General features: G+C 62.6%; 10 protein-coding genes. 4 read left to right on the top strand and 6 right to left on the bottom strand.

Features of this window, described 5'->3' with window-relative positions; all coding sequences use genetic code 11:
- Nucleotides 1-66: 66 nt before the first annotated feature.
- Nucleotides 67-729 (bottom strand): exopolysaccharide biosynthesis protein, encoded by a 663-nt coding sequence (locus ACM0PY_RS10030; protein ID WP_180883746.1) that lies wholly within the window; start codon nt 727-729, stop codon nt 67-69.
- 149 nt (nt 730-878) lie between these two features.
- Here ACM0PY_RS10030 and yidA point away from each other — a divergent pair, with 149 nt between their 5' ends.
- From yidA to ACM0PY_RS10015, 3 genes are all read left to right on the top strand, one after another.
- Nucleotides 879-1,712 carry a sugar-phosphatase gene (yidA, locus tag ACM0PY_RS10025; RefSeq protein WP_180883748.1) on the top strand — a complete coding sequence of 278 codons (834 nt, stop codon included), beginning with the start codon at nt 879-881 and terminating at the stop codon, nt 1,710-1,712.
- Nucleotides 1,713-2,054: 342 nt separating this feature from the next.
- On the top strand, nt 2,055-4,373 hold the full coding sequence (locus ACM0PY_RS10020; RefSeq protein WP_180883750.1) for a TonB-dependent receptor: 2,319 nt from the start codon (nt 2,055-2,057) through the stop codon (nt 4,371-4,373).
- Nucleotides 4,374-4,549: 176 nt separating this feature from the next.
- Nucleotides 4,550-4,936: a hypothetical protein gene (locus ACM0PY_RS10015; RefSeq protein WP_180883752.1), complete on the top strand. Its 387-nt coding sequence runs from the start codon at nt 4,550-4,552 to the stop codon at nt 4,934-4,936.
- A 70-nt stretch (nt 4,937-5,006) separates the two neighbouring features.
- Here ACM0PY_RS10015 and ACM0PY_RS10010 read toward each other — a convergent pair whose 3' ends face one another.
- The 5 genes from ACM0PY_RS10010 to ACM0PY_RS09990 all read right to left on the bottom strand — a co-directional run bounded on the left by ACM0PY_RS10010 (nt 5,007) and on the right by ACM0PY_RS09990 (nt 11,109).
- The gene (locus tag ACM0PY_RS10010) at nt 5,007-5,672 is read right to left on the bottom strand and encodes an Abi family protein (RefSeq protein WP_180883754.1); all 666 of its coding nucleotides are present in this window, start codon (nt 5,670-5,672) and stop codon (nt 5,007-5,009) included.
- A 163-nt stretch (nt 5,673-5,835) separates the two neighbouring features.
- Entirely contained in the window at nt 5,836-7,335 is a 1,500-nt protein-coding gene (locus ACM0PY_RS10005; protein WP_180883756.1) for a YifB family Mg chelatase-like AAA ATPase, read from the bottom strand.
- Between the two features lie 643 nt (nt 7,336-7,978).
- Nucleotides 7,979-8,509 carry a cold-shock protein gene (locus ACM0PY_RS10000; RefSeq protein WP_180883758.1) on the bottom strand — a complete coding sequence of 177 codons (531 nt, stop codon included), beginning with the start codon at nt 8,507-8,509 and terminating at the stop codon, nt 7,979-7,981.
- A gap of 45 nt (nt 8,510-8,554) precedes the next feature.
- Nucleotides 8,555-8,911: a hypothetical protein gene (locus ACM0PY_RS09995; protein ID WP_094001232.1), complete on the bottom strand. Its 357-nt coding sequence runs from the start codon at nt 8,909-8,911 to the stop codon at nt 8,555-8,557.
- Nucleotides 8,912-9,537: 626 nt separating this feature from the next.
- Nucleotides 9,538-11,109 (bottom strand): GmrSD restriction endonuclease domain-containing protein, encoded by a 1,572-nt coding sequence (locus ACM0PY_RS09990; protein ID WP_180883762.1) that lies wholly within the window; start codon nt 11,107-11,109, stop codon nt 9,538-9,540.
- 662 nt (nt 11,110-11,771) lie between these two features.
- On the opposite strand from ACM0PY_RS09990, the gene ACM0PY_RS09985 reads away from it, so the two are divergent.
- Nucleotides 11,772-12,500: a DUF2971 domain-containing protein gene (locus ACM0PY_RS09985; RefSeq protein ID WP_180883764.1), complete on the top strand. Its 729-nt coding sequence runs from the start codon at nt 11,772-11,774 to the stop codon at nt 12,498-12,500.
- The last annotated feature ends 61 nt before the right edge of the window (nt 12,501-12,561 follow it).

Genomic DNA, 12,561 nt, shown 5'->3' with positions numbered 1-12,561 from the left:
TTGGCTTACGCGCGCAGCGCGGGGTTTCGCGTACAGGTCGAAGAGCAGCCGAGCATGGGCTCGGCTCTAAAGTTCCGCAGTACCGCTGCGGAACCCGCTGAACACCGACTCGGCAGCAAACCCAACGCCGCCCAGCAGCACGCCGAAATACACCACCGTGGCCACCACGAAGCCATAACCGGCCGCCACCGCCGCGCCATCGCGCTGGATGAAACCAATCGCAAACGACATCAGCGCCAATGCGGGCAGCGTGTTGCTGAAGGGGATCGGCCCGGCCGGGGCCATCAGCAGCAGGGTCGCGAACACCAGCATCAGGTTGTTCAGGCGCATCATCTTCTTCGAGCGCACCATCACCGCCAGCCGCATCGGCCGCGAAAGCCGCTCCATGCGGTGCACCCATTTCAGCGCACGGCCGAGGTTGGCCTTCAGCTTGTCGGTGGCGATTTCGCGGCGGGCCAGCTTCTGTGGCACCCACAGCGGGCGGTTGCGCACCCGGCTCAGGCCGATCAGCAGGATCGAGGCGCCAAACACCGTACTCAGCCCGGGAATCGACACCGGAATGATGAAGATGGCCGAGAGCAGGATCACGATCAGCAGCAGGCCCTCATCGCCCAGCGCGCTGAGCAGGGTGCCGACGCTCACCTGGTCGCCGGGCAGCTCGTCGATCATCTGCTCGATCTGCTGGGCCAGGGGCGCGCTGTCATTGGTTTCGGGGGCACGGTAGGTCATGCGTCGCAAGGTTCTCCAGGGAAGGGCGGTCAACGGGCCGTCCTGCGGTGGGGGACGCACAGGCTCCCGCAGTATCCCGGCCAACGTGGGCAAAGAGGTGAACCGGGCATGAGGGGGTAAACTGGCGTGCCCCGCACGAGTTGAACGCAATGGACATGGGCCGCCGGCAATCGACCATCGAACTGGTCGCCATCGACATGGATGGCACGCTGCTGGACCCGTCGCACCAGCTCACCTCCCACGCCAGGAAGGCCATCGCGCAGGCGCGGGCGCTGGGCGTGCACATCGTGCTGACCAGTGGCCGCCCGGTTCCGGGCCTGGCGCCGTACCTGCACGAGCTGGGCATCACCGGCAACGACGACTACTGCATCGCCTGCAATGGCGGCCTGGTGCAGCGCATCGGCACGCGCGAAACCGTGGTCGAGTATCCGCTCAGCTTCGACGACTTCCTGTTCTGTGAGCACGTCGCCCGCGACCTGGGCGTGCACTTCCAGGCGCTGGACAGCCAGCGCATGTACACGCCCAACCAGGACATCAGCTACTACACCGTAGCCGACTCGCATCTTTCGCGGATGCCGCTGTCGTATCGTCGCGTGGAGGACATGGACCCATCGATGTCCTTCATCAAGCTGATGATGATCGACGCGCCGGACGTGCTGGATGCCGCCATCGCGCGCCTGCCGAGCGAACTGACCGAGCGCTTCGCGGTACTGAAGAGCGCGCCGTTCTTCCTGGAAGTGTTCGACCACCGCGCCGGCAAGGGCCCGAGCCTGCAGAAGCTGGCCGAGCACCTGGGCATCGACCGTGCCAACGTGATGGCCATCGGTGACCAGGAGAACGACCTGACCATGCTGCAGTACGCCGGCACCAGCGTGGCGATGGGCAATGCCATCGACGCGGTGAAGGCGGTGGCGCGGTTTGAGACCAGCAGCAATGCTGATGACGGCGTGGCGCGCGCGATCGAGCGTTTCGTCCTGCAGTAACCGCGCGTCCAGTTGCCCAGGTAGGTGCCAACCTTGGTTGGCACACACAAACGGCAAGCGCCGACCAAGGCTATACCCGCGTATAGCCCACCCATCCCCACCGCCATCGGCGCTGTACCACGGCGCAATGGCGGATGCGGCAGCGCGATGCAAGAATTTCGCACGTCGAAATCACGCCATCGAATCCTGCGGCAGATGATCGTCTTCATCTGCTGACCGACGCGCGCCGCGCTGTTACCCCCTCAACGCAATCGCAATGCCAGCCAGGGCGCCGACACCGGCGCTGCGACGCGCTGGGCGTGCGCCTGCGCCGCTCTCTCCCTGCACCCTGGATCCGCTGCCATGAACACCCCGCCCACGACACGCCTTGCCTTGGCGATCATCGCGGCCATCACAGCCCCTGCGTACGCCGCAGAAACGCACGATGCCGCGCACGACACGCCCACCACGCTCAATGCCCTACAGGTCATCGCCACGCCGCGTGGCGCGGCCGTGGCACCGACCCAGGTGGTCGGTCCCAACCGCTACATCATCAAGGCCGAAGACCTCGACGCAATGGTCACCGGCAACAACGGCTTGGCCATGCTCAAGCAGGTGCCGGGCGCCAGCTACACCGCCACCGATGGGCTGGGCCTGGATATCTCGGCCACCAGCCTGTTCGTGCGCGGCTTCCGCATGAATGAAATGGGCATCACCTTCGAGGGCGTGCCGCTGAACGACAACGGCTTCCTCTCGCTTACCGGCACCAGCGTGGTGAACGTGGGCGTGCCCGATGGCATCGGCGCGATCACGGTCAGCCCCGGTGGCGCACCGGTCAGCGTGTTCTCCAGCAGCGTCAACGGCGGCAGCCTGGAGTACCGCCTGCGCGACCTGCAGGACACGGCCAGCCTGCGCGTGAAGCAGGGCGTGGGCAGCGACAGCACGTTGGTCACCACCGTATCCGGGCAGAGCGGCCAGCTCGGCGAGCAGGGCCCGAAAGTGCTGGTCGACCTGCAGCGCGTGTCCGCCGACAAGTACCAGGGCGAGGGCACGCAGAACTTCCTGCGCGGCGACCTGAAGCTGCAGCAGGACGTCGCCTGGGGCGATGTCACCGTGTTCCTGTCCGACAGCAAGGCCAAGGTCTGGGGCTACAACAACATTTCCTTCGACATGATCCGCAAGCTGGGCTGGAAGGCCGACATCTTCTATCCCGATTACGCATGGGCCTGGTACGTGGCCTTGCCGGAGAATGCAGACAAGTCCTGCGGCGCCTACACCTGCGGCGAGCTGTCCGAACTGATTCCGTACGACACCGGCCAGATCACCCGCGACCGCGTGTCATCGATCAACCATCGCTTCCAGATCACCCCGGCGCTGAGTGGCAACGTGCAGCTGTACAACGCCAACAGCCACACCCAGGCCACGCTGACCGACCCGACCGTACCTTCACCCAACGGCGCACCGTTCTCCGAACAGGTGCAGACACCACGCCTCAACCGGCTGGGTGGCATGGTCAATCTGCAGTTCGAGACCGGCGCGCACACCTTCACCGCCGGCTTCTGGCAGGAGAAGAGCAAGGCCGCCGCCAAGACCGAGTGGTACCCGCAGCCACTGCTGGGCGAGGGCCCGCCGCTGAAGGCCACCGGTCCGTTCGATGTGTACGGTCCCGCGTTCAAGACCGACAACGCATCGAGCTGGGTGACCCGCTCGCGCCAGTTCTACCTGCAGGACGACATCGTGTTGAACGACACGCTGAAGCTGGGCGTTGGTTTCAAGGCCGTGGACTTCCGCACCCGCGGCGGCGGCCTCGGCGACGCCAAGGACCGGCCGGTGAACGGCACGCTGCGCGCGAAGAGCAACTTCCTGCCGCACGTCTCGCTGTTCTGGAGCCCGACCGAATCCACCGATGCCTTCATCGACCTGGCCAACACCATGAACGGCTATCGCGTGGCCCAGCGCGGCAACATCGGCTACACCGCCTCAGCGTGGACCATCACCGACCAGGAAGAGTTCGATCGCGTGGCCGGCACGCTGCGCCCGGAGAAGAACTGGAACCTCACCGTAGGCGCGTCGCATCGCTTCGATCGGCTGACGATCACCGGCGACGTGTTCTACAACGACATCCGCAACCGCCTGCTGTCAGCAGCCATCGGTACCCAGTTCGCGCAGATCAACACCGTGCGGCTGATGCCGAAGATGCACGTGATCGGTGCCGACCTTGGCATCACCGCCGACCTGACCGACCACGTGCAGTTCTACCAGGGCGTGGCCGTGGCCCGTTCGTACTACGACAGCGATTTCGTGGTGGGTGACACGGTGTACCCGATCAAGGGCAACGCCCAGCCGGGCTACCCGCAGATCTCGCTGGTCAGCGACCTGTCCGCCTACTTCGGTGACTGGCGCTTTGGTGCCACCAGCACCTCCTACCTGCGCCAGCCCTTCACCTACGAGAACGACATCCGCGTGCCGACCTTCTGGCAGGTCAACACCTACGCCGCTTACCGCTTCGGTGCGGACAGCGCCGTGCCCGGCCTGGAGCTGCGGCTGGACGTGAGCAACCTGTTCAACCGCCACAACATCGGCACCGCCACCATCGCCGGCTCGTCGTTCTCGGGGGATTACCAGACCCTGCAGCGCAGCGCGCCACGGCAGCTGATGTTCAGTACCTCGATAGCGTTCTGAGGCGATGAGGGCGGGGTCAGAGCCCTTTGCTGCGCAAAGGAATCCGACCCCGCAGCCATCCCGTGATCGGGGTCAGATCCCTTTGCGCAGCAAAGGGCTCTGACCCCGAAGCCCGTCCGGAAGCCCGCCTTGCGCAATCAACAGGGATTTTCTGGCGGCGACGCAAGGTTCCCACAATGTTGCTGGGTCATGCTGTCGGCATGGCTCAGTACAACCCGCGAACCCCGCTGTTCGGCATCCGAGGCCCAGGACGGCCCCGGCAGGCGCCGTCCGTGGCGCCTGTGATCGACCTGCAGGCCGAGTACCACTTCTGGCACGTCTACGAACGCGTGGTCCGCCCGCTACCCGGCGGTGGGCTGCCGCAGGCCTGGCTGGTGTGCCAGAAGGTATATCGCGACCGCTGGCAGCACCCGCACGACAGCGACGAGGCGGCGTTGTCGCGGGTGTTGTTCGGCGGGAACATGACGGCTGGCCGGGCGTCGGAGCTGGCGGAGCTGCACGCGCTGGTCAGCCGTCGGGTGGCGCTGCTGGCGAAGCGGGGACGGTTGCATTCGGCAGCCTGATGCCTGCCCTTGGTAGGGTCGACTGTTAGTCGACCGCTCTTCGCACCCGGCCGCAGGAGGATGCGCGCAGTCAGCGTCTATTCGACTCGGGCGAACATACCAAGGTGATTCCGTCTTCCGGGTATGCCTGCGGAAAGCGGTTGTTCTCACGACACCATGTCGCAGCGGGCGGCGATAGCCACTCGATCAGCGTCAGAATCTCATCGTGGTGCCCGCGCAGGTTCCAGCCGAGGATCGGTTCGTGATGGGCGATGCGGTTGCGTAGCACGCGTATGCGAGTCAGCGGTCCCGAAAAGCTCCTCCTCTTCAGTCCCCTGGGCGCACTGGGGTCCGCAATCCGGTGAAGGATCTGCTGCCAAAGGGCCTCGTAGTCCTTGTTGAACATTGTTGTCCAGAAACTGAAGGTGAGACTGGCGACCACACCGCCTGCTGTTACCGTTCTTCCCGCTCTGACCAATTCGTTGACGGCTTTGGCGACCTGCTCGAGTTGATGAGCAACCTTCAGGGCGCCAGTGCCTGGGCCGTACCACGCCTCGCCCTTGGCCTGGGTCAGAACGGTGTGGATGCGGTTTCGCAGTGCCACTTCCAACGTCTGCAGTGGTGCGTAGAGGCTTTCAGACAAGTGGGTATTGCATCCATACAGGGCGATGGCTCGGCTACGGTCGCCCCCCGCCCAATCCAGGTAGCGGCCAAAGCGCTCCAGGGAAAGGGCTTCTTCTAATCTGTCATGGCTCATCGCTGCCTGGACGCCTCCACCGATGCCGATTGCAGTGTGCCGCCGTGTGGGGTACGGTGGTCATGTACACCCCGGTACCGTCTCTGTCCTTCTGGGCACGCGGCCGGGGTATTTTTTTGATTGTTGCTGCTCCCGTGCGGACGAGGGCTCCCGGCAATCAGGCTCATGCATTTCCCCGGTCCAACTGCCGATAGCCGATCGCCTCAGCCAGATGCGCGGTCTGGATGTCCTCGCAACCCGCCAGATCCGCAATCGTGCGCGCCACCCGCAGAATCCGGTGCATCGCACGTGCTGAAAGCTGCAGACGCTCGATGGCCTGTTCCAACAGATCCTGGTCGGCCTCGCTCAGCTTCGTGCACGCCCGCAGCGCCGCCGGCGGCAGATGCGCATTGAGGCCGCCGCGCGCCTGCTGCCGGGCATGGGCGGCTTCCACCCGTGCACGCACCGCAGCACTGGGCTCCCCCAGTGGCGTGCTTTCCCGCAGCTCCACCGCGTCCATGCGCGCCACGCTGATATGCAGGTCGATGCGGTCCAGCAGCGGACCGGACACGCGCGCACGGTAGCGGTTGATGCGCTCGTCGCTGCAAAGGCAGCGGTTGCTGCGGTCGCCGGCCCAGCCGCAGGGGCAGGGATTCATCGCCGCCACCAGCTGGAATCGCGCCGGATACTGCACGCTGCGTGCCGCGCGGGCGATACGGATGTGGCCGGATTCCAGCGGCTCGCGCAGGGTCTCCAGCGCGCTGCGGTTCCACTCTGGAAGCTCATCCAGGAACAGCACGCCGTGATGGGCCAGCGAGATCTCGCCGGGGCAGGGCGGGTTGCCGCCGCCCACCAGCGCCGCCGCACTGGCACTGTGGTGGGGGGAGCGGAACGGCCGTTGCCGCCAACGCCGCGGATCCAGTCCCTCACCGCTCACTGAGGCAATCGCGGCCAGCTGCAACGCCTCGGCTTCCTCGGTGTCCGGCAGCAGGCTGGGCAGGCGCGAAGCCAATAACGTCTTGCCGCAACCAGGGCTACCGATCAGCAGAAGATGGTGACCACCCGCTGCAGCCACCTCCAACGCGCGCCGAGCGTGCGCCTGCCCGCGCACGTCGGCCAGATCGGGCAGTGGCAACGGTGTCGTGTCCACGCGCTCCACGGACGGCAATAGACGCGGATTGCCCAACCCGGCGCAGCACTCCAGCAGCGTCCGCGCCACACGCACATCAGCGTGCTCCGCCAATGCTGCTTCTGCGGCATTCCCCGGCGGCACCACCAGAATGCGCCCGGCGTCAGCCGCTGCAATCGCCGCCGGCAGCGCGCCGGCCACCGGCCTCAGCTCGCCGGTCAGGCCCAGCTCGCCCAGGAACTCGTACTGGAGCAGCGACTGCGGATCGACCTGGCCACTGGCCGCCAGAATGCCCAGCGCGATGGCCAGGTCGTAACGCCCGCCTTCCTTGGGCAGGTCGGCGGGCGCGAGGTTCAAGGTGATGCGCCGCTGCGGAAAGTCGAAGCGGGCGCAAAGAAGGGCCGCACGTACGCGCTCACGGGACTCACGGACGCTGGTCTCGGCCAGTCCGACAATCTGGGTGGCAGGCAGGCCGCCAGAGAGGTGCACTTCCACCCGCACCAGTGGGGCATCGACCCCGGCGCGGGCACGGCTATGGACCAGCGCCAGGCTCATGTGTGGATTCCTACAGAAAGACGCTTGATGGTGCGGCAGGTAATCTGCGTGGGACTATCGGGGATTGCCGGCAATGCGTCTCGGGGTACTTCTGCCTGCAAAGGGTGCAGCATTCGGATCAAGGGCAGATGTTTCTGTGCAGTGCGGCTCTGCGATGGCGGTTTCGGAGGCCTTGCGTCAGAAGAGGCGTACAACAGGGCAGTACAAGGAAAGGAGCGAGCTGAAATGCAGTGCATTCGAGTACTGATGGCCCTCTCGCTCGCCATGGGCCTGCCGGGGTGCCGGGATGAGGTGGAGAGTTCAACGTATCCCATTGGTCAGACGGGAGAGACGTGCACCGCCTACAAGGGCTTCGACCGCCAGCCTCCTGAAGTAGTTGTGGCCGAGCTTGCCAAGCGAGGGTTGGATAGTCGCCGATTGGTGCATAGGACAGTCTGCGGCTCGATCACCAGTTGGGACATTCTCCCCGCAGGGGCGTCGATCGATCGGATACCTCCGCCAGACGCATATGTAAACGTCCACCTGCTGGAAGACGGCTCGGTTTCCATCAGTACAGACCGCCCCTGACGTTGGCGCCGTCCTTGATGATCGAGCATCGGGCGGCCCCTTGCGGTGCAGGCGCAGCGCAACTGTGAGCGTCAGCCTACGAAGGCACTTCAGCGCTGAAGTCGTTGCTGGGATCGGGCTGGCGGATGCCGGGCGCCCCAAACAGACACCGCTGCTCATCCAGCACCAGCCCATTGAAGCGCCCAAACCGCTTCTCAACCCACGATGGCCCCGCACTTTCCACCAGCAACCGTCCCTGGCTCTGATGCAGATCCAGCCAGCGCTCGAAGCTGGTGCGCAGACGCTCGATGTCCGGCGCCCGCCACCGTGCATCGGCGGGCATGCGGATCAGCACGCGCGAGGGCGCGTTCTCCACGTCCATCACCACAACGCCCTTGCACCGGATCTCGAAGGACGTCACCCCGGCATGGCGCGCATGCAGTTCAAAGCCCTCGTGGGCCTTCGCGCTCACGAAGCCGAGTGCATCACTGTGCAGCAGGCGGTAATCGGCTGGCTGCAGCTTCTGGTAGGCCCACACCTGATCGCCCGCGGGCTCGGGCCACTCCACCCACATCGCGCCGATCACGGCGATGCACATCACCGCAGCGGCCAGGCCGTGCATCTTCATTCGTCACCCCGCACACAGGCAAAAAACTCCGCGCCATAGGCGCGCTCAGTCCTTGGGTCGCATCCGCTCGTGGATGAAGGCGGTCAGCGCCAGATCGGCCATCACCAGCCCCTCCATCACCCGGTCGCCGACGTACTGCTCCGGCTCACCGTTCTGGCGCGTGCGCTCGGCCGCCAGCAGGATCTCCTGCACGATGCGCTGGCCGGTGAGCGCGCAGTCGGCGTCGGACAACTGCATCTGCCGGCTGCGCAGGTGATGTCGCTCGGGCCACGGCTGGCCGTCGGCCGCAGCGCCCGCGCCGATGGCGTGCAGGATGGCGATGAGGCTGTTGGGATCCAGGGCCGGGGCGGCCGAGGGCGCTTCCTGGATTGGGCGCGGGGGAGGGGAGTGCGGCGTGGTCATGGCGGGCTCCGTGCATGCAGGCGGACGCCGCCACCGATAAAGGTGGCGGGCAGAGCGTGGCTCGAAAACCGGTGTGTGATGATCGCCGGTGGGCACGAGGCCCCCACGCCCCGCCCGCCATAGCCGGCAGACGGATTGCCAGCCGGCACCACGCAAGGTGATGCCGGCTGGCAAGCGCAAACTTCATCACAACAACGGGTTTTCGAGTCCCGGCCACCGATGCACGGTGGCGCAGTAACGATTACCTGCTGTTGTGCAGAATGCCAACGGGTAGGGGTCAATGCCGCCAAAACCCGAGACGCTTTTGGCATTGTGGCATAAGGCGGCTCGCTGCTAGATGCTTGCGCGGCGGAGCTTTAGCGGTTTCCAGTTCAGGTCTGCCAACTGTTCAGCCGGAGGGGCTGCGCGAGGTGATTACGACACCAATGGGTCAGGGTTGCTAGTGTCCTTCATCAACAAATCCTGAAAGCCGCAAATCAGCTCGGAACCGAGACAGTGCGATCACTAGACGGTTCTTTCGCTTCCCGTCAGGAAGAGACCGCCGGGACAAGTCCCACTACTGGTAAGGTCGACTCTGAGGCAGCAATTGGCGGTGGTGGAAGGTCAATATCAGCGACCGAGTATCATCAGATCGTCGCAGTCTTGATGAGGTTGTGGGCGGCTACTGCCAGCATCTGTGCTCGCATCTGAACGAAGTCAGCGTAGTTCATCGATCCGTCCATCACAGCAACGGGAAGAAGAGAAGAAGCCGCTATAGAGCTGCGACGCGCGGCATCGATCTTTGGCATGTAGTCCGCGGGCGACGAGTCACTTATTGCGCGGTTATCGGCCTGATTTAGGAAGCAAACGTTGGCGATGATGTTGGACTCGTTGAATTTGATGCCTTGAGAGTTCAGGAATGCCTTCGGGTATACATGGTGAAATTCCCTCGCGTTGTAAGCAGACATGGCTGTGCTCAGGTCTACCAAGCTATTCGAAAGAAAACTGCGTGGAGCACACTGCGCAAGGAGGCAGATGGTGGCCTTAGCGGCGGTCGAATTTATTCGCCACGTCTTCATAAAGAAGCTTGGCGAGATCTCAGCATCGATCGCGTCGAATACTAGGTCGCCGCTTGCTAGAGAATGCATTGCGCGAATGTCTTCCATGACAGCGACATTGGTTCCCGCCTTGTAGCGCTGCGTAAAAGCCACAAACCAAAACCAGCGCTTGAGTCCTGTCAGCTGTGCTGCATTGGGCTTCAATTTTAATGAAAAAAACTTCACGAGAGGAACAAACATTATCGGGAACGGGATGAATACCACGTTCTTGATGTGCAGTTCTTTCTCCAGAAAGTCCACAGTCGCATAGATCGCCTGCTTCAGGCGTAACATGCCGTCGATCAGATTCTGCGGCGGTGTATCAACCAGCGCATCTGCATCAATGCTGTCAAGTACTACAGCCGCAAGGCTGCGCATGAGCAGGCCCTCATCTAGCTGGTCATACCCTTTGTCCGCAAGTTTGTCGAGAACTCCTTCGATTTCCTTCCTGAGATCAAATTGATCTGACCACGTCCAAGCTGCAAGCAATTCGAGGGTGCTGAGGCTCGTCCCTGATGAATTGATGCGTTGAAAGACGCGGCAGACCTCTTGATTAGTGCGATCCCTAATGGTGACTACCGGAAATTCGTAGTCTTTGAATCGCTCAGTGAGGTTTGCAATCACCGTCTTCATGTCGTCGTCGAAACGTGCCATGTCAGGTAGGAGCTTCGTCGTGTCGAGAATGACGCGAAGGTTGATTGAAGTATTCGGGTCAGCCTCAGCGTAGTGGATGAACTCCTCACTGGAAGGCACAAAGCACACGCTGAATCGCTCGGCTAGCTCCGGGTCAGATGTTTTGGCATCCGAATTGAAAACGCCATAGAGGGTGGTCAAGCGCTGCTGACCGTCGAGGACATAGTTGACCGGGAAGTCCTCCGCTGTCTTCGGTAGTTCGAAGCCACCCACGTTCCGCTCATGCTCGAGCGCCTCTTTGGTGGACCAAAGTAGCAGAGAACCGACCGGGAAACCGCGATAGATCGAATCAAGCAGGCTCATGATCTGCTCGTCATCCCAGACGTACTCCCGCTGGAAGACAGGGATCTTGATGTTCCCCCTCGCCACATCGGTGAGAAGCGACGAGAGTCGTGGGTTCGACGGCGTGATTTTATGGGCGCCTGCCATGAACGTGCCTCGTTGTAGGATGTTATGGATACGTCGATTGTAAAGCAAAGGTAAGGGTGATCCGCCTTCTTGGAGCGGCTACTGTGTGCGCTGGAAATTGCCGTCTGCGTGTTCTGCGCGGCCTTCGCTGTTGCGGGTCGCCTCAGTGGCGTGAATCAATATGGCGTACAGGTGACATCGGTAGCGGAACCCCGTAGCTCTGTCGATCCGATGTCGCTTGTCGGCGAGGGTCTGGTCGGAAGCGCATGTCGATAGGAAAGGGGCTTAGATAGCATTGTCGAGGATATAAAGTCGATGCCGATCTGATGTTGCCGCGATATGGGGAAGGTCGATGCGCTGAGGTTAAATCGATAGGTCTGATTATTCCGGGCAACCTCTGAAGTATTGGCGCGGCGACGAAGGGCGGCGGGCGCGTTCCCCGTGCTGTAGGAGGGGGCGTCGCGCGAGCTTCGGACTCGATAGTCGTTTCCAAATAGGCCGCTGGCGGCGGCCTTCCCTTCTTTTGGCTGATCCGTGCGCCCGGTCATATACCAGGTTGTCAGTTGGACCCGGTAGCCCTAAGATCGAGAAGTATTAAGGGGGTGGCCGACCCTGTAGTGCGTATTAGATGGGGCAGCCGGGTCCGGAGATTGGGCTGCCAAGCATTTTTTCAGGAGGGGTTCTTGCGTAACGCAACCGATGAAAAGATCGACGAATTTGAGCATCTCTGGCGCTATTTTAAGACAGATAGGTTTGTGGAGTTGTTGCAAACTGAAGAGGTCTACTTCGCCGCTGCCAGACAATTCCAGGATCGATTTGAGGGGGCAACTGCTGTTCTTCCGCAAAATGCCTACATTGATCCGCGCTTCCCAACTGAAGGCGATCATGCTGAACGCGCATTTGAGCAGCTTCGGAGGTTGACGAAGATCAGCTGCTGGCACCGATCGTCATATGAGAGCGACGCAATGTGGCAACTTTATGCTGGTTCATGGAAGGGGGTGGCCATTCGTACAACCCCCGGAAGACTGGCGGCTGCAGCCAACACGTTTAGGTTGGAGCCTCATCACGAGGGGGAGGATCTTTGGGGTGGAAATGTGACGTATGTCGATTTACTCAAGCAAAGACTTCGTATCAATGAGCTAACAAGATTTTGGTACAAACACATGGCGTTTTCGTGGGAGCGGGAGTTTCGCCTCGGGATTTCACTGCGCCCCGCTGAAGAGTTTGGTGTTGCCGTGCCGGAGGAAGGGATTCGGGTTCGTTTCAACTTGGATGTCTTGGTTGATCGAATCTTCCTTGGTCCTTCACTTGAGCAGCGTGATGTCCAGCAAATCCGTCACGCTGTGGAGAAGGCCGGTCTGGGTGATCGGATTCGGGTTTCCAGCATGTTAGGGACACCAAGGTATACGTAGTTGCTGACTAGCGATTCGTACAGTCCGACGCCTTCGCGGCCCGGCTCAGTTCAAACGGACT

It is taken from the genome of Stenotrophomonas sp. BR163, assembly GCF_047520985.2.
Taxonomy (GTDB): domain Bacteria; phylum Pseudomonadota; class Gammaproteobacteria; order Xanthomonadales; family Xanthomonadaceae; genus Stenotrophomonas; species Stenotrophomonas sepilia.
The sequence above is the reverse complement of the archived record's forward strand: the minus strand, read 5'-3'. Positions and strand labels throughout refer to the sequence as shown.